This is a genomic window from Acidimicrobiales bacterium, from assembly GCA_035630295.1.
Taxonomy (GTDB): domain Bacteria; phylum Actinomycetota; class Acidimicrobiia; order Acidimicrobiales; family Iamiaceae; genus Iamia.
Map to the genome: position 1 here is coordinate 25,845 of DASQKY010000020.1, position 26,217 is coordinate 52,061.

General features: G+C 75.1%; 19 protein-coding genes. 13 read left to right on the forward strand and 6 right to left on the reverse strand.

Annotated elements, in window-relative coordinates:
- Positions 1–17: 17 nt before the first annotated feature.
- Positions 18–1,112, reverse strand: coding sequence for a GNAT family N-acetyltransferase (locus VEW93_04875; GenBank protein HYI61118.1), 1,095 nt, complete (start codon positions 1,110–1,112; stop codon positions 18–20).
- Between the two features lie 89 nt (positions 1,113–1,201).
- Between VEW93_04875 and VEW93_04880 the strand changes: the two genes are divergently transcribed.
- The 9 genes from VEW93_04880 (at position 1,202) to VEW93_04920 (ending at position 13,400) form a co-directional block, all read left to right on the forward strand.
- A complete protein-coding gene (locus tag VEW93_04880) occupies positions 1,202–1,591 on the forward strand; it encodes a hypothetical protein (GenBank protein ID HYI61119.1) in 390 nt (129 codons plus the stop codon).
- Between the two features lie 113 nt (positions 1,592–1,704).
- Complete coding sequence (locus VEW93_04885; protein HYI61120.1) at positions 1,705–3,594, forward strand: glycosyltransferase; 1,890 nt, start codon at positions 1,705–1,707, stop codon at positions 3,592–3,594.
- Positions 3,591–4,859, forward strand: a complete 1,269-nt coding sequence (locus VEW93_04890; protein ID HYI61121.1) for a glycosyltransferase — start codon at positions 3,591–3,593, stop codon at positions 4,857–4,859. The genes VEW93_04885 and VEW93_04890 overlap by 4 nt, the downstream gene beginning before the upstream one ends.
- Positions 4,856–5,680 carry a polysaccharide deacetylase family protein gene (locus VEW93_04895; GenBank protein ID HYI61122.1) on the forward strand — a complete coding sequence of 275 codons (825 nt, stop codon included), beginning with the start codon at positions 4,856–4,858 and terminating at the stop codon, positions 5,678–5,680. Before VEW93_04890 ends, VEW93_04895 begins: the two co-directional genes overlap by 4 nt.
- Positions 5,677–6,471, forward strand: a complete 795-nt coding sequence (locus VEW93_04900) for a glycoside hydrolase family 16 protein (GenBank protein HYI61123.1) — start codon at positions 5,677–5,679, stop codon at positions 6,469–6,471. Before VEW93_04895 ends, VEW93_04900 begins: the two co-directional genes overlap by 4 nt.
- Positions 6,472–6,542: 71 nt before the next feature.
- Positions 6,543–10,643 carry a hypothetical protein gene (locus VEW93_04905; protein ID HYI61124.1) on the forward strand — a complete coding sequence of 1,367 codons (4,101 nt, stop codon included), beginning with the start codon at positions 6,543–6,545 and terminating at the stop codon, positions 10,641–10,643.
- Between the two features lie 379 nt (positions 10,644–11,022).
- Positions 11,023–12,168: a DUF6777 domain-containing protein gene (locus VEW93_04910; GenBank protein ID HYI61125.1), complete on the forward strand. Its 1,146-nt coding sequence runs from the start codon at positions 11,023–11,025 to the stop codon at positions 12,166–12,168.
- Positions 12,169–12,232: 64 nt separating this feature from the next.
- Positions 12,233–13,012, forward strand: a complete 780-nt coding sequence (locus VEW93_04915) for an SDR family NAD(P)-dependent oxidoreductase (GenBank protein HYI61126.1) — start codon at positions 12,233–12,235, stop codon at positions 13,010–13,012.
- A gap of 106 nt (positions 13,013–13,118) precedes the next feature.
- The gene (locus VEW93_04920; GenBank protein ID HYI61127.1) at positions 13,119–13,400 is read left to right on the forward strand and encodes a DUF427 domain-containing protein; all 282 of its coding nucleotides are present in this window, start codon (positions 13,119–13,121) and stop codon (positions 13,398–13,400) included.
- Between the two features lie 24 nt (positions 13,401–13,424).
- Here VEW93_04920 and VEW93_04925 read toward each other — a convergent pair whose 3' ends face one another.
- A complete protein-coding gene (locus tag VEW93_04925; protein HYI61128.1) occupies positions 13,425–14,336 on the reverse strand; it encodes a TIGR01777 family oxidoreductase in 912 nt (303 codons plus the stop codon).
- A gap of 245 nt (positions 14,337–14,581) precedes the next feature.
- Here VEW93_04925 and lpdA point away from each other — a divergent pair, with 245 nt between their 5' ends.
- The 3 genes from lpdA to lipA are packed head-to-tail and all read left to right on the forward strand — an operon-like array spanning position 14,582 to position 19,272.
- Positions 14,582–15,982 (forward strand): dihydrolipoyl dehydrogenase, encoded by a 1,401-nt coding sequence (lpdA, locus tag VEW93_04930; protein HYI61129.1) that lies wholly within the window; start codon positions 14,582–14,584, stop codon positions 15,980–15,982.
- 32 nt (positions 15,983–16,014) lie between these two features.
- Positions 16,015–17,541: a dihydrolipoamide acetyltransferase family protein gene (locus VEW93_04935; GenBank protein HYI61130.1), complete on the forward strand. Its 1,527-nt coding sequence runs from the start codon at positions 16,015–16,017 to the stop codon at positions 17,539–17,541.
- A gap of 24 nt (positions 17,542–17,565) precedes the next feature.
- On the forward strand, positions 17,566–19,272 hold the full coding sequence (gene lipA, locus VEW93_04940; GenBank protein HYI61131.1) for a lipoyl synthase: 1,707 nt from the start codon (positions 17,566–17,568) through the stop codon (positions 19,270–19,272).
- Between the two features lie 12 nt (positions 19,273–19,284).
- Here the strand turns inward: lipA and VEW93_04945 are convergent, their stop codons facing one another.
- The 3 genes from VEW93_04945 to VEW93_04955 form a co-directional block, all read right to left on the reverse strand.
- Entirely contained in the window at positions 19,285–21,036 is a 1,752-nt protein-coding gene (locus VEW93_04945; protein ID HYI61132.1) for a polysaccharide biosynthesis tyrosine autokinase, read from the reverse strand.
- 177 nt (positions 21,037–21,213) lie between these two features.
- The gene (locus VEW93_04950) at positions 21,214–21,702 is read right to left on the reverse strand and encodes an LPXTG cell wall anchor domain-containing protein (protein ID HYI61133.1); all 489 of its coding nucleotides are present in this window, start codon (positions 21,700–21,702) and stop codon (positions 21,214–21,216) included.
- Positions 21,703–21,796: 94 nt separating this feature from the next.
- Positions 21,797–24,094, reverse strand: a complete 2,298-nt coding sequence (locus VEW93_04955) for a DUF4012 domain-containing protein (GenBank protein ID HYI61134.1) — start codon at positions 24,092–24,094, stop codon at positions 21,797–21,799.
- A gap of 242 nt (positions 24,095–24,336) precedes the next feature.
- Here VEW93_04955 and VEW93_04960 point away from each other — a divergent pair, with 242 nt between their 5' ends.
- Positions 24,337–25,287 (forward strand): GDP-L-fucose synthase, encoded by a 951-nt coding sequence (locus VEW93_04960; GenBank protein ID HYI61135.1) that lies wholly within the window; start codon positions 24,337–24,339, stop codon positions 25,285–25,287.
- Positions 25,288–25,327: 40 nt separating this feature from the next.
- On the opposite strand, the gene VEW93_04965 is transcribed toward VEW93_04960, so the two are convergent.
- Entirely contained in the window at positions 25,328–26,062 is a 735-nt protein-coding gene (locus VEW93_04965) for a methyltransferase domain-containing protein (protein HYI61136.1), read from the reverse strand.
- Between the last annotated feature and the right edge of the window lie 155 nt (positions 26,063–26,217).

A 26,217-nucleotide genomic window follows, 5' to 3' on the forward strand; every position in this document is an offset into this window, starting at 1 on the left:
GTCGAGGCGGGGGCCGGTCACCCCCGCCGTCGGCTCGACAGTCGGTCGCGGGCGGTGCCGGCCCGGAGGAGTGCCTTCCGGGCGGCCAGGCGGAGGCGGGGGTGGGCCAGCACGAAGTCAGTGGCCGCCCGGGGCGGGCCGGTCCGGGCCCGGTGGAGCCAGCTGGCCGGGCCGGGGTGGTGGACGGTGCCGCTCACCACCGTGACCTCCCGGTCCTTGAAGCTGTCCTTGTAGTCGTGCTCCCCGGCTCCCAGGTCGAACAGGGTGATGCCGTCGGCCGCGGCCAGGGGCACCATCTCCAGCAGGTGGACCAGGCCCGGCTGGTAGCGGGACAACTCGGTGTCATACGCCGGGAACCAGTGGGCCAGCACGTGGTGCGAGCGCAGCACCAGGCACAGGGCGGCCGGGGTCCCGTCGACGGTGAGGGCCGACAGGTGGGCGGCGAAGCCGTCGGTGCGGGTGTCGAGCAGGTCGCGCACCAGGCCGGCCACCGCGGGCTGGGCGAAGCGGTCGCGCCGGCCCGTCCGCCGGTACTGGGCCGACTTCCAGCGCATCAGGAGGGCCAGGTCGTCGTGGCTCCGCGTGTCGAACAGGGCCTCCACCTCGCCCCGCTGCCGGGCCAGCCGCCGCCCGTGGTAGCGGGCCTTCTTGATGCGTCCCGAGTCGGCCCGCCGGGCGGCCCAGGCCTCGACCCCGTCGCCCAGGTCCATCACCGGTGACGCGTGCCGGGCGGCGTGTCGGGGGGCCAGCGTGTCGGCCTGGCCGGGGACCAGGTGGTCGAACTCCCACACCGACAGGCCCGAGGCCCGGCGCAGGGCCCCGGCGTCCCAGGGCACGCCGGGGGCCAGGACCGCGCCCTGGCCGTCGGTGAGGCCCAGGCCCAGGGCCCGTCCGGCGCCGAGCCGGCCGGCGTGGAAGGCGAAGAAGCCCACCACGTCGGGTCCGTCCTCCAGGACGGCGACCCGGGTGTCGGGCCAGTGCCGGTCGATGGCCACGGCCAGCTCGGGTCGCAGGAAGGGGCTGGCCAGGTCGGGATCGGCCTCCTGGAGGGCGGCCCAGCGGGCGATCTCGGCCTCGCCCAGCTCGCCGGGGCGCACCGCGGTGGCCCTCATCTCGGGCCTCCGTCCGCGGGCGGGCCGCTGGGGGCCGGGTGGGCGAGCGCCGGGGGTCGGTCAGGGGGGAGCGGCTCGGGACGGTCAAGATGGGTGGCGTCCCACCCGCCGCTCAGGTCGACCTCCCCGTGTCCGACGCCTTCACCCCCACCACCCGGCCGATGCCGCACCTGCTGGCCGTGGTCGTGCCCTCGTTCGCGCTGGCCGGCCTGGCGGTCGTGGGCGACTGGCCGGTGGCCGTGCGCGGCGTGTTGGTCCTGTGGGCGGTGATCGGCGTGCCGGGCCTGGTGGTGGCTACCCGCCTCGGGGCCCGGACCACGGTGGAGCGGGTGGTGGTCGGTGGGGCGGCCGCCGCGGCGGCCACCATCGTGGTGTCCCAAGTGCTCCTCTACTCCGGTCAGTGGTCGCCGGAGCTGCTGTTGGCGGCCATGGGGGTGCTGTGTGTGGTCGGGGCGGGGCGGCGGCGTTTGCCGCGCTGACCTGGTCACGGGGCTCGTCATCTCACTTTGGGTGATCGGTCGGTTGACTCTCGCTACAGAGAGTAGTTGACTTCGGGATCAAGAACCTCCCCCGAGCAGCAGGAGCCCGGCCCGTGACCACGACCGAACCCGCGCCGACGGCCGTCGGCCCCGAGCTGGTCCTCCTGGGCCGCTCGGAGACCGAGCGGCGAGCCGGCGGGCGGCCCTCCTCTCCGGACCGACGCCGATCCGACCGCCGGCAGCGGCCGGCCCTCCACCGCAGTCCCGCCCCCCGCGTGTCGGTGGTGATCCCGACCCTCAACGAGGAGCAGAACCTCCGCCACGTCCTGCCCTTCCTCCCGGAGTGGGTCGACGAGGTGGTCATCGTGGACGGCCGGTCCACCGACGGCACCGTGGCCGAGGCCCGGCGCCTCCTACCCGACGTGGTCATCGTCACCGACCCGGAGCCGGGCAAGGGCCGGGCCCTCATGACCGGGTTCCACGCCAGCACCGGCGACATCCTCGTCACCCTCGACGCCGACGGCTCGATGGACCCGGCCGAGATCCCCCGTTACGTCTACGCCCTCATGGCCGGGGCCGACTACGTGAAGGGGTCGCGGTTCGTGCACGGCGGGGCCACCGACGACATGAGCCTGATCCGCAAGGTCGGCAACCGGGCGCTCACCGAGGCCGTGCGGCGCACCTACGGCGGGCGGTTCTCGGACCTCTGCTACGGCTACAACGCCTGCTGGCGCGACGTGCTGCCCTACCTGGAGGGCCGGGCCCCCGGCTTCGAGATCGAGACCCACATGAACATCCGGGCCCTCAGCGCCGGCCTGGTCGTGCTGGAGGTGCCGAGCTTCGAGGCCGAGCGGGTCCACGGGGTGAGCAACCTGCGCACCGTGCGCGACGGCTTCCGGGTGCTGCGCACCATCGTCGTCGAGCGCACGCGGGTGGCCCGGGCCTCCCTGCCCCCGTCGGCCGGAGCCCGGCCGGCGGTCGCCCTGACCAGCCCGGAGGCGCCCCACGCCTGGGACCGCCACCCCCACCGGCGGCCCCGCCCCGCCGATCCCCTCACCGTCTCCGCCGTGGTCTGCACCCACGACCTGGCCCGGTGGGACGACCTGGTCCGGTCGGTCAACAGCCTGCGCACCCAGACCGTGCCGCCGGCCGAGGTCCTCGTCGTCGTCGACCACAACCCCGAGCTGCTGGCCCGGGCCCGGGCCGAGCTCACCCAGGTGCGGGTCCTGCCCAACACCGGGCCCAAGGGCCTCTCCGGAGGCCGCAACACGGCGTGGGCCGAGGCCTGCGGTGACATCGTGGCCTACATCGACGACGACGCCCACGCCGACATCGACTGGATCGAGCGGCTGCTCGACGCCTACCGCACCCCGCAGGTGCTGGCCGTCGGCGGGGCCGTGCTGCCCCAGTGGGAGACCGGCCGGCCCTCGTGGATGGCCGAGGAGCTGGACTGGGTGGTGGGCTGCACCTACCGGGGCCTGCCCGAGGTGCGCTCGACGGTGCGGAACCTGATCGGCGCCAACATGTCGTTCCGGCGCCAGGTGCTGGCCGATCTGGGCGGCTTCGACACCGGGCTGGGCCGCCGGGGCCACGACGGTGCCGGGTGCGAGGAGACCGAGGTCTGCATCCGGGCCCTGCAGCGCCACCAGGACGGCGAGGTCATCTTCGAGCCGGCGGCCCGGGTGTGGCACCGGGTCCCCGAGGAGCGGGCCTCGTGGGAGTACTTCGTGCGCCGCTGCCGGGCCGAGGGCCGGTCCAAGGCCGGCGTGGCCGCCCGCACGGGCAGCGAGCGGGCCCTGGCCTCGGAGCGGGCCTACGTGTCCCGGACCCTGCCCGCCGCCGTGGCCCGCAACGTGGGCCGCTCGCTGCGGCTCGACCCGGCCGGGGCCACCGGGGCGGCCTCCATCGTGGCCGGCACCGCCCTGGTCACCTTCGAGTACGCGCGCGGCCGCCTCGACCAGCGCGCCGGGCGGCCGGGGGCCCGGCCCGGCCGAGCATCGTGAGCGTCCCGCGCCCGACCGCGCCGGACCCGGTCGACGCCTCGTCGGGCGTCCTCGACCTCGACCTCGACCGCCCGCTGCCGGCCATCGCCGCCCCCGGGTGCGAGCGCGAGGTGCGCTGCCTCCTGCGCCGGGGCGGCGTCCCCGTCGGCTGCGTCGACCTCACCGTGCCCGGGACCGGCCTGGCCCCCGCCGCGGTGGCCGAACGGGTCGACCCCGACCGGTGGGCGGCCCGGAGCACTGACCCGGTGGCGGGGGCGGTGGCCGGTGGCGGCGGTGGGGCGGCGGACCTCACCGTCGCCATCGCCACCCGCGACCGGCCCGAGGCCCTGGGCCGCGCCCTGGACTCGGTCCAGGCCTCGACCGCCCCCCCGGCCCGGATCGTGGTGGTCGACAACGCCCCCGGCGACGACGCCACCGCCGCCCTGGTCGCGGCCCGGCGGGCCGCCGATCCCCGGATCACCTACGTCCGGGAGGGCATGGCCGGGCTGGCCTGCGCCCACAACGCGGCCCTGCCCCTGGTGGACACGCCGTTCGTGGCCTTCACCGACGACGACGTGGTGGTCGACCCCGGCTGGACGGCCTGGGTGCGGGCCGGCTTCGACGCCGCCGACGACGTGGCCTGCGTGACCGGGCTGATCTTCCCGGCCGAGCTGCGCACGGCCGAGCAGTGGTGGATCGAGCGGGGGGCGGCCTTCGCCAAGGGCTACGACCGGCGCGTCGTCGACCCGGCCGTCGAGGCTCGCCGCGACCCCCTGTTCCCCTTCGCCGCCGGCTCGTTCGGGTCGGGGGCCAACATGGCCTTCGCCACCGACGTGCTGCGGGCCATGGGGGGCTTCGACCCGGCCCTGGGGGCCGGCAGCGGATCGCTCGGGGGCGACGACCTGGCCGCCATCCACGACGTCCTGGCCCGGGGCCACCGCCTGGTCTACGAGCCGGCCGCCGTCGTCTTCCACCACCACCACGAGGGCTACGACGCCCTCCGGCGCCAGGTCTACGGCTACGGCGCCGGCCTGACCGCCTACCTCACCAGCCTGGTGGTCGACCGCCCGGCCACCGCCCTGGCCATGGCGGCCCGGGCCGGGCGCGGGGCCCGCCACGCCCTGGCCCCCTCGTCCCCCCGCAACACCCGCCGCCCCGGCACCCACGCCGAGCTGGCCCGGGTCGAGCGGGCCGGCATGCTGTCGGGGCCGTGGCGCTACGTCCGGACCCGCCACCAGCGCCGCGGCCTCCGGCCGGCGGCCACGCCCTCGGGAGGCCCCCGGTGACCACCCCCATCCCCGTCCTGCTCTACCACGGCGTCGCCCCCTCGGCCCCGCCCGCCCTCCAACCCTGGGTCATGCACCCGGACCGCTTCGCCGCCCACCTCGACCTCATCGTGGAGCGGGGGTGCACGGCGGTGACCATCAGCGACCTGGTCGACGCCGTCCGGGAGGGGCGCGACCTGCCCGAGCGGCCGGTGGCCATCACCTTCGACGACGGCTTGGCCGACTTCGCCGAGCACGCGTGGCCGGCCCTGCGCCAGCGTGGCCTGACCGCCACCCTCTACGTCGTGGCCGGCGCCGTCGGGGGGCAGGCCGACTGGCTGGCCGACCTCGGCCAGCCGCCGCCCATGCTCACCTGGGACCAGGTCCGGGACCTGGCCCGGGAGGGCTGCGAGATCGGCTCGCACAGCCTCAGCCACCCCGAGCTGGACACGCTCCGGGCCGGCCCGCTGGCCGCCGAGGTGGCCCTCAGCCGGCGGGAGCTGTCGAGCCAACTGGGCCGGCCCGTCCGCTCCTTCGCCTACCCCCACGGCTACCACGATCGCCGGGTCCGCGAGGCCGTGGTCGATGCCGGCTACGAGTCCGCCTGCGCGGTGCGGGAGGCCCTCAGCAGCCGGGAGGACGACCCCTACGCCCTGGCCCGGGTCACGCTGCTCCACGACGCCGGCACCGACGTCGTGGCCGACGTGCTCGACGGCCGGGGCCACCGGGTGGCGCCGTTCCCCGAGCCGGTGCGGACCAAGGCCTGGCGCCTGGTGCGCCGGGTCGGTGGGCCCGGCGCGGCGGCCGTCGTCGAGAGGTTGCGGGGCGGGCGGGCGGCGTGACGTTCCGGGGGCGCGCCCTGCGGGCCCTGGCCGTGGCCGTCCTGGCCTTCGGCGCCACCGGCTGCCCTCCGCCGGCCGAGGTCGGCGCCCTGTTGCTGGACGAGGGCTTCCCCGGCACGGCGCTGGCCCGGTCCCGGTGGGGGACGTGCCACTGGTGGGGCCCCGACGGGTGCACCATCCTGACCAACGACGAGCTGGAGTGGTATCGGGCCGAGCAGGTCGAGGTGCGGGGCGGCGTGCTGCGGCTGACGGCCCGGCCGGAGGTCACGGTGGCCGAGGGCCGGACCTTCCCCTACTTGTCGGGGATGGTCAGCTCCGGCCGGCCCGGCGACGAGCCGACCGACCGGCCCCGCTTCGCCTTCACCTACGGGCGGGTCGAGGCCCGCTTCCGGGTGCCGCGGGGCACCGGCCTGTGGCCCGCCATCTGGATGCTGCCGGTGACCAACCGGTCCCTGCCCGAGATCGACCTGGTCGAGGTGTACGGCCACGCCCCCGACCGGCCGTCGATGACCTTCCACGACTCGGCGGGCGGCCGCAAGCGCCGCGAGGTGCAGACCGCGGACCTGTCGGTGGGGTGGCACACGGTGGTGCTGGACTGGTCCCGCGACCGCCTCACCTGGAGCATCGACGGCGTGGACCGGTTCTCGGTCACCGGCGCCCAGGTGCCCCGGGAGCCGATGTACCTGGTGGCCAACCTGGCCGTCGGCGGCCCGGCCGGCGCCCCCACGGCCGCCACCCGCTTCCCGGCCACGTTCCTCGTCGACTCGGTGCGGGTCTGGGCCGCGCCGTGATCGCCACCCGCTCGCCCGTCCCGGCCGCGCCGGCCGCCCCGCCTCGACGGGCGCGCCCGTCGAGCCCCCCCATGGCCGCCGGCCGCCGCCGCCCCGGGCGCCGGGGCCCGGGCGCCGGGCGCTCCCCGCTCACCAGCGGGGGCCTGGCCCTCATCCTCACCTCCGGCATCACCTCGGTGCTGGGCCTGCCGTACTGGGTCATCGCCGCCCGGCGCTACTCGCCGGCCGAGGTGGGCGTCGGCTCCGCCCTGGTGTCGGCCATGCTCCTCCTGTCCAGCATCGCCACCGCCGGGCTCAAGCGCAGCCTCATCCGCTTCGTCCCCGAGTCGGGGTCCTCGGCCCGCCGCCTGGTGGCCCGCACCTACCTGTTCGCCCTGGTGGCCGGGTGCGGGGCGGCGGCCGTCTTCGTGTGGGGCGTGGGCCTGTGGGCGCCGGAGCTGGACGTCCTGCACGAGCGGCCCGTCCTGGTGGTGGCGTTCGTGGTGGGCGTGGGGGCGTGGGGCCTGTTCCAGCTCCAGGACAGCGTGCTGGTCGCCCTGCGGCGCACCTGGGTGGTCCCCCTGGAGAACGTCTGCTTCTCGGTGGCCAAGATCGTCCTGCTGGTGGCCCTGGCCGGCGTGGTGCCCGTCGCCGGGGTGTACCTGTCGTGGTCGATCCCGGCGGTGGTGGCCGTGGTGGTGGTCAACGGCTGGCTCCTGAAGGTGGCGGCCAACCCCCCCGAGATCGAGGGGGCCGTCGCCCCCACCCGGCGCCAGATCACCCGGTTCGCGGGGGCCGAGCACGTGGCGTCGCTCCTGTGGCACGCCACCATGCACCTCACCCCGCTGGTGGTGCTGGCCGTCCTGGGGGCGGCCCAGAACGCCTCGTACTACGTGGCCGCCCAGATCGCCTACGCCCTCTACCTGGTCAGCAGCAACGTGGGGGACGTGCTGGTGGCCGAGGGGGCCATCGAGCGCCGCCACCTCCACCGCAGCCTGCGCAAGGCGGCGGTGCAGGTCGGGACGTTCCTGCTGCCGGGCGTGGCCGTCATGGTGGTGGGGGCGCCCTGGATCCTGGCCGCCTTCGGTGGCGACTACCGCCACGACGCCACCGCCCTGCTGCGGTTGCTGGCCCTCTCGGCGGTGCCCAACACCGTGGTCTCGCTGTTGGTCAGCGTGGCCCACGTGCGGGGCCGCCTGCGCCGGGTGGTCACCCTCTACGCCGGGGTCTTCGTGGCCACCATGGTGGCGTCGTGGCTGGCCATGGGCCCGTGGGGCCTCACCGGGGTGGGCTGGGTGTGGGTCGTGGTCCAGGTGGTGGCCGCCCTGGCCCTCGGCTACGTGACGGCCCGGGACGAGCCCGAGCTGGTCCGGGCCGGGGCCGAGGTGCTGCGGGTGGCGGCCCGGCGGGCCATGGCCTGGGCCCGGGGCCGCCGGGCCCGCCACCGGCTGCCGGCCGGGCTGGACCGGGTGCCCGCCGAGGTCCGGGGTGACCACGGCTGGACCGTGGTGTCGGCCCGTGACGACCGGCTCGTGCTCCGCCGGGACGACGACCAGCAGCTGGTGCGGGCCGCCACCGGGCTCCGGGGCGTCGACGCCGTGGTGGCCCACACCATCGGCCTCCGGGCCCTGCACCGTGATCCCCGCCTGGGCCCCACCCGCTGGCTCATCCCGGAGCTGGTGGCGGCGTCGGAGGACGGCGCCTGGATGGTGGAGACCACCTGCGACGGGACGCCCGGCTCGCTGCTGCCCCCGGACCTCCAGCCGGTGGCCCGGGAGGCGGCGGTGGTGGCCCTCGACCGGCTGCACGAGGCGTGCGCCACGGTCACCGTGGTCGACGACCGGGTGCTGACCCAGTGGGTCGACGCCCCCGGCCGGGTGGTGGCCCGGGCCCTGGCCGACCCGCGGGCCGCGGCCCGCCTGGAGGAGGTCCTGGACGGGCTGCGGGCCGGCCTGGAGGGGCACCGGGTGGTCACCAGCCGGGTCCACGGCAACCTGTCGATGGACGACGTGCTGTTCAGCGACGACGGCCAGCTCGTCACCGGCATCGTCGACTGGGAAGCGACGACCTCGGCCCTCCCCGAGCTCGACGTCCTGCACCTCCTGCTGACCGAGCGCCAGCGCGCCGGCGGGGGGGAGCTGGGCCGCCACGTGGTGGCCATGGCCTCCGACGGCCTGGACGCCGCCGAGCGGCGCCTGCGGGCCCGCACCCTGCCCGCCAACCTCGACCTGCCCGAGCCGCTCCTGGTCCAGCTCACGTGGCTGCACCACGTCTCGTCCCAGATCCTGACCTCGCGCCCCGACCTGGCCCACGGCTGGTGGGTGCGGCGCAACGTCGAGCAGGTCCTCGACCACTTGGTGCCGGCGCCGGATCCGGCCCGGGTCCGGCGGGCCGCGCCCCGCCGCCTGCGGTCGGCCGACGGCGGCACCGGCCCCCTCCGCACGCCGCAGCCGGCGACGGTCACCCTGGGCCTCGGGGCCCTGGCCGTGGCGGCCTGGGTGGTCGGCCTGTGGGGCGCCGATCCGGGGGCCATGACCGACCTGGGCCTCCTGTCCCTCCTGTCGCCGGCCAACGGGGCGGCCCTGGGCCTCCTGCTGGTGGCCTTCGCCGTCGAGGTGGCCCGGGCCCGGCCGGCGGGGTGGCGCCTGGGCACGCCGGTGGTGCTCTTCGTGGCCGCCGTGCACGGCACGCCGGCCGTGCTCTACGGGACGCTTCGCTACGCCTGGGCCTGGAAGCACCTGGGCATCGTCGACTACATCGACCGCCACGGCTCGGTCGACCCCGGCATCGACACCCTCGGCGTCTACCACAACTGGCCCGGCTTCTTCAGCCAGGTGGCCGGCCTCCTCGACCTGATGGGCGTGGAGGAGCCGTTCCGGCTCCTGCGCTGGTGGCCGATGGCCATCGAGCTGGCCACCATCCCGGCCCTGCTGTTCGTCTTCTCGGCCTTCAGCGACGACCGCCGGGTGCGGTGGACCGGTGTGCTGCTGTTCATGGTGGCCAACTGGGTGGGCCAGGACTACTTCTCGCCCCAGTCGGAGGCCTTCGTGCTCTACCTCGTCCTCCTGGGCGTGGTGCTGCACCGCTTCCCGCGCCGGGTGGCCCGGTCCCGGTGGTGGGAGTCCCGGGTCGAGCGGCCCCAGCCGGCGGCGTGGCCGCGCCCGTGGGCCGGGGCGGTCCTGGCCCTCCTGGCCGTGGCCATCGTGACCAGCCACCAGATCACGCCCTTCATGGTCGTGGTGGCCCTGGCCGCCCTGTGGGCCACCCGCCGGGTGCGCAGCGGCTGGCCCCTGGTGGCCACGGCGGGTGCCGGCCTGGTCTGGGTGGCCACCGGGGCCCGGACGTTCGTGGCCGACAACCTGCGGGACCTGGCCTCGACGGTGGGCCAGCCGGTGGGCAACGCCGGGGGCAACTTCGTCGACGCGGCCCAGCTCTCGGCCCACCAGCAGCTCGTGTCGACCATGGGCCGGCTCACGGTGGCCGGCATCGTCGTGGTGGCCGGCGTGGCCGTCCTCCGCCAGGTGTGGGGGCGGCGGCTGCGCCTGGAGGTGCTGGCCCTGGCGGCCAGCCCGGTGCTGCTGGTGGTGACCAACGACTTCGACGGCGAGATCGTCTTCCGGACCTACCTCTTCGCCCTGCCCTTCCTGGCCTGGATGGCGGCCGACGGCATCTGGGCCCGCCGCTCCGAGGCCCCCCCCGGGCCCGGGGGTCGGGCCCGGCGCGCCGTGGCGGTGGCCGTGGTGTCCGCCGTGCTCCTCAGCGGGTTCCTGTACGGCTACTACGGCAAGGACCAGTGGTACCGGTTCAGCGAGGCGGAGGTGGCGGCCTCCGCCCACGTCCTGGCCGAGGCGCCGCCGGGCACGCTGCTGGTCACCGGCACCGACAACTACCCGGTGCAGTTCGCCGGCTACGAGGACCTGACGTACGTCCCCATCGCGTCCGAGCCCGGGACCGAGCAGCGCGCCGTGCTCGACGACCCGGCCACGGTCCTGGGGGAGTGGCTGGCCGACCCCCGGTACGAGGCCGGCTACGTCCTGATCACCCGTTCCCAGCGCGACGAGGCCGATGCCACCGGCGTCCTGCCCCGGGGCGCGCTGACCCGGTTGGAGCGTGACCTGCGGGCCTCTCCCCGGTTCGTGGCCGTGGTCGACACGCCGGACGCCACCGTCTTCGCCCTCCGGGCCGGGCGCTGAGGGCCCCCTCCCCCCCGAGACCCGAGCGCCGGGTGGCCGGGCGGCGTACTGTGCCCTCCGTGGGTGATCTTCGGGGACAGGTCGGGGTGAGATCGGGCCCCTGCGGGGCGCCCTCGACCGGGGATCGGGGCCCGACGTGAGCAACCCGCCGCCGCCTCCGCCCGGACCGGCCGGTGAGACCGTGCCGTTCACCCCGCAGTCGACGCCCGGCGGGTACCCGCCCGGTCCCGGGCCCCAGGGGCCGGCGCCCGCGCCCCCCGGCTACGGCCCTCCCGGGTACGGCCCGCCCGGGTACGGCCCGCCCCCCGGGTACGGCCCTCCCCCCGGTCCCCCGCCCTCGGGTGGGGGCAACGGCGCCCTCGTCGCCCTCCTGATCGGGGTGGGGGCCCTGCTGCTGGTGGCCGGCATCGTGATCGCCGTCGTGGTGGTCAACGGCGACGACGGTGGGGACGAGGTGGCCGAGGAGGTCTTCCTGGAGCCCATCTCCTCGGCCCGCGACCCCTTCACCACCCCGGTGGGCCAGGACGAGACGGTGCCCACCACCACCGGGACCGCGGCCGGCCGGGCCATCGCCTCCACCTCCGGCGGGGAGCCCGGCCTCTACGGCGGGACCCAACGGGAGGGGGCGTGCGACACCGAGCAGCTGGCCACCTTCCTCCAGGACAACCCGGCCAAGGCCCGGGCCTGGGCCACCGTGTTGGGCATCACCCCGGCCGAGATCCCGTCCTTCATCGACCGTCTCACCCCGGTGGTGCTGCGGTCCGACACCCGGGTCACCAACCACGGCTTCCGGGACGGGCGGGCCGTGGCCAGCCAGGCCGTGCTCCAGGCCGGCACCGCGGTGCTGGTCGACGACCGGGGCCAGCCGGTGACCAAGTGCTACTGCGGCAACCCCCTCACCGCCCCCCGGGCGGTGCCCCAGCGCTACACCGGCCCCCGTTGGGCCGGCTTCTCCGAGGGCGGCCTGACCGTCGTCGTCGAGCACACCACGGTCATCGAGACCTTCGTCCTGGTCGACATCACCACCGGCGAGACCTTCTCCCGGCCGGTCGGGACCAGCGGCGACGACGACGGGCCAGCCCAGCCGCCGCCGGCGACCACCACCACCACGACGGCCCCGCCGGCCACCACCGCGGCCCCGGGCACCACGGAGCCGCCGGACACCACCGCGCCACCGGGCGGAGGCGACGAGGTGGAGGGCAGCTACACGTACCATGCCACGATCGCCGAGGGCTCGAGCGGGAACTGCACGGCCTACGACGGCACCTTCGAGGTGACGGTGGACGGCTCGGGCGACGACCGCACGGTGCGCTTCGACGCCGGCAGCGGCGGCGTGCTGGAGGGTCCGCTGGGCCCCGACGACTCCTTCGACCTGAGCGCCCCGCTGCCCTCGGGCTCCGGCACCCAGACCCTGACCGGGAGCTTCACCGTGGCGGGCGGCACGATCAGCATCTCCGGCAGCGGCACGGTGGACGGCGGCGGCGTCCTCTGCAACCTGACCTTCACCGGAGAGCGCTTCCCCTGATCACCGGGGGTGCCGCCGGGCGGCCGTTTCCTCTCTAGACCGCCCGGTCAATAGATTGCCGGCCATGGAACTCAACGGGATCAGCGCAATCGTCACCGGGGGGGCGTCCGGCCTCGGGGAGGCCACCGCCCGCCTGCTGGCCGCTCGGGGCGCCAAGGTCGTGGTGGCCGACATGAACGCCGAGAAGGGTGAGGCCGTGGCCTCGGACATCGGCGGCACCTTCGCCACCACCGACGTGGCCGACGTGGACCACGCCATCGCCGCCATCGAGGCGGCCAAGGAGCTCGGCCCGCTGCGGGCCGTGGTCAACGCGGCCGGCATCGGCTGGGCCACCCGCACCATCGGCAAGGACGGCGAGTACAGCTCGGCTCACGACCTCGACATCTTCAAGAAGGTCATCGAGGTCAACCTGGTGGGTACGTTCAACGTGACCCGCCTGGCGGCCACGGCCATGAGCCAGCTGGAGCCGGCCGACGAGTTCGGCGAGCGGGGAGCCATCGTCAACGTGGCCTCGGTGGCCGCCTTCGACGGCCAGATCGGCCAGGCCTCGTACTCGGCCTCCAAGGGCGGGGTGGTGGGCATGACCCTGCCCATCGCCCGCGACCTCTCGGCGGTGGGCATCCGGGTCAACTGCATCGCCCCCGGGCTCATCGACACCCCCATCTACGGCACCGGCGAGGCCTCGGAGCAGTTCAAGGACCGCCTCAAGGCCGGCGTCCTGTTCCCCAAGCGCCTGGGCACCTCCGAGGAGTTCGCCTCGCTGGCCCTCGAGCTGCTGTCCAACAGCTACCTCAACGCCGAGACGGTCCGCATCGACGGCGGCATCCGGATGCAACCGAAGTAGCGCCCCAGGCGGGTCGTGTCGCGCCCGGACCGGAACACGCCGTCGGGCCCGGTGGTTGGACTCCGCGTCCGCTCCCTCCCGGGGCGAGGACGCGAGGAGGACCACCATGGCCACCGCCACCTGGAACGGGACCGTCGTCGCCCGCTCCGACGACACCGTCGTCGTCGAGGGCAACCACTACTTCCCCCGTGACGCCCTGGCCGTCGAGGTCCGGGACAACCCCCAGACCTCGGTGTGCCCCTGGAAGGGCACGGCCAGCTACCTGGACCTGGTGGTCGACGGCCAGGTCAACGAGGGGGCGGCCTGGTACTACCCGGAGCCCGAGGAGGCGGCGGCCGAGATCCAGGACCGGGTGGCCTTCTGGAGGGGTGTCGAGGTCACCGACTGAGCCGCCCCGGCCCCGGCCCCGGGGTCAGGCCGCCGGACGGTCGAGGAGGGCGCGCAGGGCTGGTTCCAGCTCGGGGTCCTCGAAGGTGAAGCCGGCCTCGGTGAGGGCGGCGGGCCGCACCTTGGCGCTGGGGAACAGCAGGTTGTCGACCAGCGGGCCGATGCCGGCCGGGAGCTTGGTCAGCAGGTGGGGGAGGGGGATCACCGCCGGCCGGCGCAGCACCCGGCCCAGGGTGCGGGCGAAGGTGGCGTTGGTGACCGGCGCCGGGGCGGCCAGGTTGACCGGGCCGGCCACGTCGTGGTCGAGCAGGAAGCGGATGGCCCGCACCTCATCCGCCAGGGTGATCCACGGCAGCCACTGGTCGCCCCGGCCGGCCCGGCCCCCCAGGCCCAGCTTGAACGGGAGGAGCTGCTTGGCCAGCGCCCCGCCCTCGGGGTCGAGCACGATGCCGCTGCGCAGGTGGGCCACCCGGATGCCCGCCTGCCGGGCCACCCCGGCGGCCGCCTCCCACGCCGTGCACAGCTCGGGCAGGAACCCGTCGCCGGCCGGGCTGGCCTCGGTCAGCTCCTCGTCGCCCCGGTCGCCGTAGTAGCCGACGGCCGAGCCCGAGAGCAGCACGCGGGGCGAGACGTCGAGAGCGGCCAGGGCCTCGCTGAGGAGGGCGGTGCCCCGGGTGCGGCTCTCCCGGACCCGGCGCTTGTGCTCGTCGGTCCAGCGCCCGGCGGCGATGCCCTCGCCGGCCAGGTGGACCACGCCGTCCACCCCCTCCAGGGCCGCGGTGTCGATCTCGCCGGCCTCGATGTCCCAGCGGACGTCGCCCTCGCCGACCCGGCCCCCGGCCCGGACCAGGCGGGCCACCCGGTGGCCGTCGGCCTGGAGGGAGCGGACGAGGGCGGAGCCGATGAGGCCCCGGGAGCCGGACACGGCGATGCGCATGCCCCCGTCCTAGCGCAGCGGGGCCCGCCTGTCGCCCGGGAGCGGCGGGGCGTGGAGCGGAGCCGACGGGTCCCGTAGGGTGCCCGACCCATGAGCACCCGCCGCCTCATCGCCGCCGCCCTGCTGTGCGGCCTGGCCATCCTGGTGGCCTTCGCTGTCCAGGTCGTCCTGGCCGGCCGCTGACCGGCCGGTGACCGGGTCCGCGGCGGTCCCGGCGACAGGTCGGTCACGATAGGGTCGGCCACATGGCCGACACGCACGACCTGGTGATCATCGGTGGTGGCCCCGGTGGCTACGCCGCCGCCCTGTACGGCGCGGCGGCCGGCCTGGATGTGGCCATGATCGAGAACCGCCGCCTCGGCGGCACCTGCCTCAATCGGGGCTGCATCCCGGCCAAGGAGCTGCTCCAGACGGCCGAGGTGGCCCGCACCGTCAGCGACGCCGGCCGCTTCGGCATTGCCACCACCGGCGACGTCACCCTCGACTTCCCGGCCTCGACCGACCGCATGTGGTCGGTGGTCGACCAGCTGGTGAAGGGCCTGGGCAGCCTGCTCAAGGGGCGCAAGGTCACCGTCATCGAGGGCACCGGCACCCTGGGCCCCGACCGGACCGTCACCGTCACCGGTGCCGACGGGCAGTCGAGCGCCGTCACCGGCGAGAACGTCCTGCTGGCCAGCGGCTCGGTGCCCCGCACCATCCCCGGCTTCGAGGTCGGGGACCGGGTCCTCACCTCCGACGAGGTCTTCCAGCTCGACCAGGTCCCCGACAAGGTGGCGGTCATCGGCGGCGGGGCCATCGGCTGCGAGTTCGCCTCCATGCTGGCCGACCTGGGGGCCGAGGTGACCGTGCTCGAAGCCCTGCCCGGCATCCTGCCCGGCGTCGACCAGGACGTGGTGAAGCTGGTGGGCCGGGCCTTCGAGAAGCGGGGCATCACCATCCGCACCGGGGTCAAGGTCGAGGGCCACGAGCCCTCCGACCGCGGCACCACGGTGCGCCTGGAGGGCGGCGACACCGTCGCCGTGGACAAGGTCGTGGTCTCGGTGGGCCGGCGTCCCCTCTCGGACTCGCTGGGCCTCGGCGGCACCGGCGTCGAGGTCGACGACCGGGGCTTCGTGAAGGTCGACGAGTGGTGCCGCACCTCGGCCGACGGCGTGTTCGCGGTGGGCGACCTGATCGCCACCCCGGGCCTGGCCCACGTGGCCTACGCCGAGTCGATCCTGGTCATCAAGCAGATCATGGGCGAGGCCGCGGTGCCGGTCGACTACGGCCGGGTGCCGTGGTGCGTCTACTGCCACCCCGAGGTGGCCTTCGTGGGCCTGACCGAGGAGGCGGCCAAGGCCGCCGGCCACGACGTGGTGGTGTCGAAGCACCGCTGGACCGGCAACGGCCGGGCCATGATCCTGGGCGAGACCGAGGGCATGGTGAAGGTCATCGCCGAGCGGGCCGAGGACGGCACCGGTGGCCGCATCCTCGGGGTCCACATGGCCGGCCCGTGGGTCACCGAGCAGCTGGGCCAGGGCTACCTGGCCGTCAACTGGGAGGCCACCGTCGACGAGGTGGCCCAGTTCATCCAGCCCCACCCGTCGCTGTCGGAGAACTTCGGCGAGACCGTGCTGTCCCTCACCGGCCGCGGCCTCCACGGCTGAGCCCCCGTCCCCACCCCAGGAGTCCTTCCCCCATGGCCGAGATCCAGATGCCCCAGCTGGGTGAGACCGTCACCGAGGGCACCATCACCAAGTGGCTCAAGTCCGTCGGCGACGAGATCTCCGAGGACGAGGCCATCGTCGAGGTGTCGACCGACAAGGTCGACTCCGAGATCCCCTCGCCGGTGAGCGGGACGCTGACCGAGATCAAGGTCGAGGAGGGCGAGACCGTCGACGTGGGCACGGTGCTGGCCCTGGTGGGCGACGGCGCCGCCGGGGGCGGCAATGACGGTGGCGGCGCCGATGCCGGCAGCGAGGCCGAGGGCGGGGGGGCCGAGGAGCAGGCCCAGGCGTCGGCCAGCTCCGACGTGCCGTCCTCCGGTCGGCCCGAGGACCAGGGGGCCGAGGCCGAGGCCAAGGAGGCCGAGGCCGAAGCCGAGATCGACGCCGCCACCGAGCCGTCGGGCGGGGGCCAGGCCCCGGAGCCCGACACCGCTGACACCGCCGGCGGCGGCGATGCCGCGGCCGAGGCCGACACCGACGCCCAGGGCCCGGCCCAGGCCCCGCCGCCGCCACCGTCCGGTGGGTCGGCCGAGGGCATGGTGCTCTCGCCCGTGGTCCGGCGCCTCATCGCCGAGAACGACCTCGACCCGGCCTCCCTCACCGGGACCGGGGCCGGCGGGCGCATCACCCGCAGCGACGTCCTGGCCGCCGTGGAGGGCGGGGGAGGGGGCCGGGCCCCGGCCGCCCGCCCCTCGGCCCCGCCCGGAGCCCCGGCCGGGGCCGAGCGGCCCTCACCGGCCCCGGCGGCCGCCCCGGCACCCCGGACCGCGCCGGCCCGGGCCGGCGAGAGCGACACGTCGGTGCCGTTCAACAACATCCGGCGCCGCACCGGCGAGCACATGGTGCGCTCGGCCGCCACCAGCCCCCACGCCTACACGGCCATGGAGGTCGACATGGAGGGGGTGGAGCGGGTCCGCCAGGCCCACAAGCAGCGGGTGCGCGACGAGCTGGGCATCAGCCTGACCTACCTGCCCTTCGTGACCCGGGCCCTGGTCGACGCCCTGGCCGAGTTCCCCCACATGAACGCCAGCGTGGGCGAGGGCGAGCTGGTGGTCCACCACGACGTGAACGTGGGCTACGCCGTCGACCTGGGCTACGAGGGCCTCATCGTGCCGGTGGTGCACGGGGCCCAGGACCTGCGGCTGCCGGCCATCTCCCGGGCGGTGGCCGACCTGGCCGACCGGGCCCGCAGCCGCAAGCTGTCGGCCGACGAGATCAGCGGCGGCACGGTCACCATCACCAACGCCGGGGCCTCGGGCACCCTGGTCCAGCTCCCCATCATCAACCAGCCCCAGGTCATGATCCTCTCCACCGAGGGGGTCAACCGCCGGCCGGTGGTGGTGACCGACGCCGACGGCAACGAGGCCATCGCCATCCGCTCGGTCGGCAACCTGACCCTGGGCTGGGACCACCGGGCCTTCGACGGCGCCTACGCCGCCGCCTTCCTGCGGCGGGTGGTCGACATCCTGGAGACCCGCGACTGGGAGGCCGAGCTCTAGGTGGCGGCGCTGGCCGCTCCTGCCGTGCCCCCGCTGCACGTCCGATGGCTGGGCCGGGTGCGCTACCGCGACGCGCTGGCCCTGCAGCACGGCTTGCACCGCACCCCGGGCCACGACCACCTGCTCCTCCTGGAGCACCCCAAGGTCTTCACCCTCGGGGTGCGGGCCGAGGTCGGCCACGTCCTGGTGCCACCGGCCCAGGTGGGCGCGGAGCTGGAGCGGTCCGACCGGGGCGGTGACGTCACCTACCACGGGCCGGGCCAGCTGGTGGGCTACCCGATCCTGACCGTGCCCGGCGCCGGTGGCGGCTCGAAGCCCGACACCGTGGCCTACGTCCGCTCGGTCGAGCAGTTGGTGATCGACACCTTGGCCGAGCTGGGGGTCGAGGCCGGCCGCCTTCCCGAGTACCCGGGGGTGTGGGTCGGCTTGGACGGCCCCGAGCCCCGGAAGATCTGCGCCCTGGGCGTGCGCCTCACCCGGGGCCGCTCGATGCACGGCTTCGCCCTCAACGTCGACCCCGACATGGACATGTTCCGGGCCATCGTCCCCTGCGGCATCGCCGAGCGGCCGGTGACCTCGCTGCGGGCCGAGGGCGTCGGCGCCTCGATGCGGGACGTGGTCGAGGTGGTGGCCCGGCTGGCCGCCGAGCGGTGGGGGGCCGCGGGGGCCGACCGGGCCGACGTGGTGTGGCGGGCCTCGACCGCCGATCTGGCCCCGTTCAGCCGGGGCGAGGGACCGGGGGAGCCGGCCCAGCGGGTGCCCGACGGCCTGCAGGGGGCGGCCGAGGAGGGCACGTCGGTGCGGCTGCTGGGGCGCCTGGCCGAGGCCGGCGTGACCCAGGGGGTGGCCATCGCCGAGCGGAAGCCGGAGTGGATGAGGGCCCGGTTCCGCATCACCGACGACTACCGCCGGCTCAAGCGCACCCTGCGGGACCTGGACCTGGTCACCGTGTGCGAGGAGGCCGGCTGCCCCAACATCTTCGAGTGCTGGTCCGACGGCACGGCCACGTTCATGATCAACGGCGAGCGCTGCACCCGGGCCTGCGGCTTCTGCCTGGTCGACACCCGCCACCCCCAGGCCCTCGACCCCGGGGAGCCGGAGCGGGTGGCCGAGGCCGTGGCTCGCATGGACCTGGCCCACGCCGTGGTCACCGCGGTGGCCCGGGACGACCTGGCCGACGGGGGAGCCTCGGGCTTCGCGGCCACGGTGCGGGCCATCCGGGCCCGCCGGCCGGCCACCGCCGTCGAGGTGCTCATCCCCGACTGCAAGGGCGACCCCGAGGCCCTGGCCGCCATCTTCGACACCAGGCCCGACGTGCTCAACCACAACCTGGAGACGGTGGCCCGACTCCAACGGGCGGTGCGGCCCTCGGCCGGCTACGCCCGTAGCCTGTCGGTCCTGGCCCGGGCCCAGGAGGCCGGGCTGGTCACCAAGTCCAGCCTCATCGTGGGCCTGGGAGAGAGCGAGGACGAGCTGGTCGAGGCCCTGGCCGACCTGGCCGCGGTGGGCTGCGACATCGTGACCGTGGGCCAGTACCTGCGGCCCACCACCCACCACCTGCCGGTGGCCCGGTGGTGGACGCCCGAGGAGCTGGCCCGGGTGGCCCAGGTCGGCCAGGCCATGGGCATCGGCCACGTCGAGGCCAGCCCCCTCACCCGGTCCAGCTACCACGCCCGCCAGTCGGCCGATGCCGTCCGCGCCACCCCGGTGGCGGTGGGGGCCGCCCCCTGATGGGGGGCGCCCTCAGCGCTCGACGGGCTCGGTGGTGGGGAGCGGGGCGGCGGCGGCCTCGTCGGCCGACACGCTGGCGTAGCCCTTGCGCTTGCGGCGGCCCAGCAGGCCGGAGGAGCGCTGGCCCTCGTCGTAGCCGCCGTAGCTGTAGCCGTAGCCGTACCCGTAGGCATACGCCGCCTCGGCCTCCAGGCCGTTGAGGACGATGCCGACCAGGGGGGCGTCGACCTGGTCGAGCAGCTCGAGCGAGCGGCGCAGGCCCCGCTTGGTGGTGCTGCCCACGGTGGTGACCAGCACGGTGGCGTCGACCTGGCTGGCCAGCACCACGGCGTCGGCCACCGGCAGCAGCGGCGGGCAGTCGAGGAGCACGTAGTCGGCGTAGTCGGCGATGGAGTCGAGCAGGGTCTGGGCCGTCCGCGACGAGAGCAGCTCGGACGGGTTGGGCGGAGGCGGCCCCGAGGCCAGCACGGCGAGGCGGGGGACGTCGGGCACGGGCTGCACGGCGGTGTCGGCGCCGTGCTCGCCCAGGATCATCGAGGTGAGGCCGATGTGGTTGTCGAGGCCGAAGAACTGGTGGAGGCGGGGCCGACGCAGGTCGCAGTCGATGAGCACGACCCGGTGGCCGGCCCGGGCGAAGGTCACGCCCAGGTTGGCCAGGGTGGTGGTCTTGCCCTCCGAGGCCGAGGCACTGGTGAGCTGGATCACCTTGATGGTGCGCTCGACCCCGATGAACTGCAGGGAGGTGCGCAGGCCGCGGTAGGTCTCGGCCACCGGCGACTTGGGCGCCGTCAGGGACACCAGCTGCGGCTCGGCCCGGTTGCGCCACGACTCCAGCCTGGGGATCAGGCCCAGCACGTCGACGCCCCCGGTGACGGTGTCGAGGTCGTCCTTGGAACGGATGCGATCGTCGAGGTACTCCCGGAGGAAGGCGAGACCGGCGCCCAGCAGGAGCCCGAGCACCAGGGCGATGGCGGCGTTGCGGATGGGGTCCGGGGCGAACGGCGAGGCCGGCTCGCTGGCGGTGGACACGATCTCCCCGCCGCCGTCGGCCCGGGCCCCGTTGAGGGAGAGCTGGAGCTGGCCCAGGCGCTCGGAGTACCCGCCCCGCTGGGTCTGGAGCGAGATCCGCTGGGCGTCGCGGGCGGCGGCGGCCTGGTCACGCTGGTCGAGGAGGACCTGGTAGGCCGGGTCCTCGGGGTCGGTGGCGTCGACCTGGGCCTGCAGCTCGGCCACGCCGACGTCAGCCTGCTGGAGCTGGTCGTCGACCTCGGTCAGCTGCTGCTGGAGGACCTCGACGGCGGCCTCCAGCTCGGCCACGTTGGTGTCGCGGCGGATGGTGATGAAGATCTCGGCGTAGGCGTTGGCCTCGCGGGCGGCCCGGGCCGGCTCGCCGTCGGTGGCACTGATGCTCACCACGCTGGTGTCGCCCTTGGGGGCGATGGACACCGAGGCGGTGTAGCCGAGCTCGTCCCGCACGGCGTCACGGACGGAGCGGGAGCGCATGACCTCGATCTCGGTCTGCACCCGCTGGGTCTCGTCGAAGCTGTTGGTCGGCTGCTGGTCGCCGGAGATGATGTCCTGGGTGCCCTGCCGGCGGAGGAGGATCTCGGCGGTGGCCCGGTACTGCGGCTCCTGCAGGAGGGAGAGGCCGAGGGCGACGGCCACCACGGCGATGGCGGTCAGGGCGATGGTGAGCTTCCGACGGCGGAGGACGGTGAGGTAGTCCCGGAGCTCGAGCTGGTCGGTCTCACGTCGGTCGGTCATCGAGTGCACGGTAGTGGCTGGGTCCTTCGGGGCCGGAGCCCGGGATGGCCGTGGGAGGCACGGATCGGCGGGGTCGTCGTGGGAGGGGAACCGGCCGGGGTCGGGGACCGGGGGCCGAGACGCGGACCAGCCCGGTGCCGGGCACCGGGCTGGTCAGAGAGTGCTGGAAAGGGAGGGTCAGGCGGTGGCGCTGCGCCGCTTGGTGGCGACGAGAGCGAAGGCCGCGCCGGCCAGGACCAGGCCGCCACCGAGCTTCAGGAGGAGGCTGGTGTCGTCGGCGCCGGTGCGGGGCAGCGGGGTGGCCGTGGTGGTGGTCACCGTGGTGGTGCCCCCGCCGCTGCCGCCCACCGTGATGGTGGTGCTGAGCACCTCGCCACCGCAGGTGACGGTGAGGGTGTAGACGCCGGGCTCGAGGTCCGAGGGGATGGTCACCGGACCCGAGAACTGGTCGTCGACCACCGGGATGGTCCCGAGGGAGCCCTCGCCCTCGATGGCCACCTCGACCTCGTCGGCCGCTTCACAGGTGCCGGAGATGGTGGTGGTCTCGCCAGGGGCGGGGTTGCTGTTCGAGATGGTGGCGGAGAAGACTTCGCCGTACTGGGCTGCAGCCGGGGTGGCCAGGAGGGCCACCAGAGCCGCAGCGATGATCACGATCTTCTTGAGCATGGTGCAAGGCTCCGAGGGACGCAGCGGTCAGGACCGGAGCAGTTTGCTACATGAGACGGCTCCGTGTCCAGGACCGTGCTCCGTGGGGGTGCCATCACGCTCCGGACGGCAGCGCCAGCCGCCGCCGGCCGTCGCCCTGGTCGATGTGTCGCACGACCCTTTTTCCGTCGCCCACCGTGGCCCGCACCGTGACCTGGTCGGGGTTGGTGGTCGGGTGGGGGGCGAGGTCCAGCACGTAGCCGCCGGCCACGTCGAGGGCCCCCCGGAGCTCCAGCTCGAGGGTCACCGCCCCACCGGGCGGGACCGAGACCAGGCGCGAGTACACGGGGAAGCCGGCTTCGACCTGGGACTCCATGCCCACCGGCCGGCCGTCCAGCGTGGCCCGCACCAGGCCGTGGGGCGTGTGGACCGACAGGAGCATGAGGTTGGTGCCCGGCGGGTCACCCCGGGTGTTGCCGATCACGTAGGCCGGGACGGAGCCGTCCAGGGGGGCGTCGTTGCGGACGGTGATGCGGGCCGTGGCCCGGACCCCGCCGTCGGAGGCGACGTCCACGTCGTAGTCGACGGTCCGGCTCTGGAACACGTCGATCTTGTTGTTGCTGGTGTTCTGGCTGGAGAGGGCCAGGAAGTCGTGGTCGGGCCGGGCCTCGGGGAAGGCCCCGGTGGCGCCGAGGCGGGCGAAGAGGGCCTGCTCGGGGCCCCGGGGCGACCAGAGGCGGATGCGGCCCTGCTGGGTCGGGGGGGCGAGCACGTCGGCCAGCTGGCGGGGGCCGGGCAGGTCGCCGGTCGTGAGCTGGTCGAAGGTGGTCTCCACCAGGCGGGACAGGGCCTCGTTCTGCTGCTGCCCGTCCGGGAACAGGGCGTAGTTGTCCCGGAGCAGGAACTCGGCCGCGTTGTCGGAGGTGAGGACCCGATCGAAGCCCTCCACCTCGACGGGGCCGGTGAAGGTCAGGAGGGCGGCCAGAGCGATGGGATCGATGCTGATGACGCCGTCCAGCTCCCCCCGTCCGGTCTGCGGGTAGATCTCGCGCATCACCTGGGCGTCGTAGGGGAAGTGGGGCGAGAACGTGACGTCGCCCACGTAGCGCTCGGGGGCGAACCGCCCGTAGCGGGCCAGGTACTCCTCCGGGCCGGTGATGGTCGGCGGGGCCGCCCCGTCGATGGGCACCAGGTCGGTGAAGGGGCCGGAGTCGGTGAGGCGGAGCTCGCCACCGTCGGTGGTGATCTCGGCCCAGCTGCCCATGAAGCCCCCGGAGCCGCGGAGCTCGGCCGGCGTGACGAAGGCGACCAGGTAGCGACGGGGCCCGTCGCCCCCGAGGAGGCCGGGGGCCACCTGCACGGCCTCGTCGGCCAGCGCCGCCTCCCGCTGGGCCTGGGCCAGCTCCCCGTCGAGGTCGTCGAGGCCGTCGGCCACGGGGGCGACGAGCCAGCCCGAGTCGTCGTCGGCCAGCGACCGCCGGGCGCCGTCCAGGGAGCCGATGGTGCGGGCCAGCGGTGCCTGGACCGACCGGATGCGGCCCAGGTCGAACCGCCCGTCGGTCGATCGCAGCCGGTCGTAGTCGACCGCCCCCGCCGTCGCCCCCGCGGTGACGCTCAGCTGGTGGCCCTCCGCCGCCGCGCTGCTGAGGGCCCGGGCGTGCTGGCCGAGCACCGGCACGGCCCGGGCCGGGGCCGCCCACCAGGCCCCGAGCGAGGAGTCGGCCCGCTCGAAGGCCGAGGCGGCCCGAGCGAAGCTGGCCTGGGCGGCGTCGGTCTCGCCCCGCCGGGTGGCCGACAGCCCGGCCCGGGCGTCGCCGGTGGCCCGGTCCAGGCCACCGGCCAGGGACAGCACCAGGGCGCAGTAGGCGCCTCCGACCACCCCGACCAGCACCACCAGGGCCAGCGCCACCCGGCGGATGGCTCGGCGCTCGTGGCGCCGGCTCTTGCGGTAGCCGGAGACCAGGACGGGGGTCACCGCCAGTGCTGCGACCAGGGCCGTGGCCCCGTGGAAGCCGACGTCGGGGAGCCGGAGGAGGGCCTGGACGGCCAGTGCCCCGGTGGCCGCCCCCCACAGGCGCGACCGGCGGGACCGGCGGGCCCCGGCGAAGGCGGTCGCCCCCGAGGCCAGCGCCGGGACCAGCGCCCACCCGCCCGAGAACGCCACCGCGGCCACGGCCGGGGTGAGCACGGCCCAGCGGGTGGACCGGGCCGCGGCCAGGGTCACGACGACGGCGGCGGCCGCGCTGAGGAGGACGTCGACCACGTCGGTCCCGGTCGGGTGGCACCCGGCCAGGGCCCCTCCCACCGCGGCAGCGGCGGCGAAGGCCCGGGCCGCGAGGGCCTCGTGGCGCGCCGGCCCACGTCGACGCCTCGACGGGTCGCCGGGCACGGATCGGGAGGAGGTCGTGGTCATGCGGTGCACGGGGCCGGGACGCCTCGCCACGGGAGGGGGCGGCCGACGGGGGGACGGTACGGCGCCCACCGCCCCGGCCCCAAGCGGGGGCGCCCCGTTGGGGTCCGCCCCGGGTGAGGACCCGGTGGCCACCCGGGCGCCGGTGGTAGGGTCGACGGGCCCGCAGCCCGACCGTCGGCGACACCCGCCGTGCAGGAGGACCATGTGATCGCAGGCCCAGGGACCAGGGAGGCGAGCCCGTGGTGACCATACGGCCCGACGCCCGCATCTTCGTGGCCGGGCACCGTGGCCTGGTCGGCTCGGCCGTGGTCCGGCGCCTGCGGAGCGAGGGCTACACCAACCTGCTCCTCGCCGGTCGTGACCAGCTCGACCTCCGGGACCAGGCCGCCGTCAACTACTGGTTCCGGGCCAACCGCCCCGAGTACGTGTTCCTGGTGGCCGGCACGGTCGGCGGGATCCTGGCCAACTCCACCCGGCCCGCCGAGTTCCTCTACGACAACATGATGATCCACGCCACGGTGGTGGAGGCCTCGCACCGCTTCGGTGTCGCCAAGCTGCTCTACCTCGGGAGCTCGTGCATCTACCCGAGGCTGTCGAGCCAGCCCATCACCGAGGACCAGCTCCTCAGCGGCCCGCTGGAGCCGACCAACGAGGCCTACGCCTTGGCCAAGATCGCGGGGATCAAGCTGTGCGACTCGTACCGGGCCCAGTACGGCTGCAACTTCGTCTCCGCCATGCCGACCAACCTCTACGGGCCGTACGACAACTTCGACCTGGCCTCCAGCCACGTCCTCCCGGCCCTGATTCGCAAGTTCCACGACGCGCGGGCGACCGGGGCCCAGGAGGTCGAGGTGTGGGGCTCGGGCATCCCCAAGCGTGAGTTCCTGCACGTGGACGACCTGGCCGACGCCTGCCTCTTCCTCCTGGAGCGCTACGAGGAGCCGGGCCCGATCAACGTGGGCACCGGGGAGGACCTCAGCATCCGCGAGTTGGCGGAGATGGTCCGCGACATCGTCCACCCAGGGGCGGTGTTGGTGTTCGACCCCACCAAGCCCGACGGCACGCCGCGGAAGGTCCTGGACGTGAGCCGGCTGGACGCGCTCGGGTGGCGCGCCTCCGTCGGTCTGCGCGAGGGCATCGAGAGCACCTACCGGTGGTTCCTCGAGAGCAAGGTTCACGCGCCCGCGTCCTGAGCCGTGCCCTGGTGAGGGCTCGGCCGTCGCGGGCGGGAGGCTAGGGCGAGTCGGGGCCACCTGGCCCCGACGGGTCGTGGCCCACGGTGGCTTCGATGAAGAAGCTCTCGGGCCGCGTCTCGACGGCGGCGAGGTCGGGGAGCTCGCCGTCGCGGTACTGGCGCCGGGTGCAGGCCACGAAGCCCACGTCCTCCAGCATCTCGCGCACCAGCGGGTAGGTCGGCTGCCAGCGGTGGTAGGCCCCCGAGACCAGGTGGGACAGGCGCGTGCGCGGAGGCTGGGCTGCCGGCGCTGCGGCCAGGGCCTCGTTGTAGCGACGGGCCGCCTCGGCTGAGCCGTCCTCGACCAGGGCCCGGGCGATCTGCTCCCCGTCCGGCAGGGCGAGCCGGATCCGGCCGCCGGGACGCAGCACCCGCCGGCACTCGGCGAGGAGGCCCTCGGCTACGTCGAGGTACATGTGCTCGAGCGTGTGGGAGGAGTAGACGGCCTCGACGGTGCCGTCCTCGTAGGGCAGCCCCCGGCGGGCGTCCCAGTAGCGGATCCCCTTCGACCACGCCGCCATGTGGCCGGCGTCGATCAGGCCCACCTTGCGCAGCGCGGCCTTGGCCAGGGGGAGGCGGTCCAAGAGGATGTTCGGCGAGCGGTCCAGGTTGTGCCACCCCGGCACGGCGTCGGGGCCGCTCCCGAGGTTCAGGCGGATGGGCTCTCGGCCCGCCGGGCTGCGGGGCGGTGCCGAGCTGGCCGACGGGCTGGGGAGGTGGAGGGAGCGACGCATCAGCAACCAGGGGGAGGGGACGGTGGACGAGACGTGGTCCGGCGGCCGAGGGTGTCGGCGATACTGTCTGCCAGGCGCCGGCCCGGCCGGGAGGGACGCACGCTCTCGGACAGCTTTCTACGCCATCAGCCCGCGCCTCTGCCCATCACCCGACG

What these genes read in the sequence shown, in the direction of transcription:
- VEW93_04945 (HYI61132.1), bottom strand. Translation starts at nt 21,036, where the DNA reads ATGACCGACCGACGTGAGACCGACCAGCTCGAGCTCCGGGACTACCTC.
- VEW93_04905 (HYI61124.1), top strand. Translation starts at nt 6,543, where the DNA reads ATGGCCGCCGGCCGCCGCCGCCCCGGGCGCCGGGGCCCGGGCGCCGGG.
- VEW93_04965 (HYI61136.1), bottom strand. Translation starts at nt 26,062, where the DNA reads ATGCGTCGCTCCCTCCACCTCCCCAGCCCGTCGGCCAGCTCGGCACCG.
- VEW93_04955 (HYI61134.1), bottom strand. Translation starts at nt 24,094, where the DNA reads ATGACCACGACCTCCTCCCGATCCGTGCCCGGCGACCCGTCGAGGCGT.
- VEW93_04880 (HYI61119.1), top strand. Translation starts at nt 1,202, where the DNA reads ATGGGTGGCGTCCCACCCGCCGCTCAGGTCGACCTCCCCGTGTCCGAC.
- VEW93_04950 (HYI61133.1), bottom strand. Translation starts at nt 21,702, where the DNA reads ATGCTCAAGAAGATCGTGATCATCGCTGCGGCTCTGGTGGCCCTCCTG.
- VEW93_04920 (HYI61127.1), top strand. Translation starts at nt 13,119, where the DNA reads ATGGCCACCGCCACCTGGAACGGGACCGTCGTCGCCCGCTCCGACGAC.
- VEW93_04875 (HYI61118.1), bottom strand. Translation starts at nt 1,112, where the DNA reads ATGAGGGCCACCGCGGTGCGCCCCGGCGAGCTGGGCGAGGCCGAGATC.
- VEW93_04925 (HYI61128.1), bottom strand. Translation starts at nt 14,336, where the DNA reads ATGCGCATCGCCGTGTCCGGCTCCCGGGGCCTCATCGGCTCCGCCCTC.
- VEW93_04935 (HYI61130.1), top strand. Translation starts at nt 16,015, where the DNA reads ATGGCCGAGATCCAGATGCCCCAGCTGGGTGAGACCGTCACCGAGGGC.
- VEW93_04915 (HYI61126.1), top strand. Translation starts at nt 12,233, where the DNA reads ATGGAACTCAACGGGATCAGCGCAATCGTCACCGGGGGGGCGTCCGGC.
- lpdA (HYI61129.1), top strand. Translation starts at nt 14,582, where the DNA reads ATGGCCGACACGCACGACCTGGTGATCATCGGTGGTGGCCCCGGTGGC.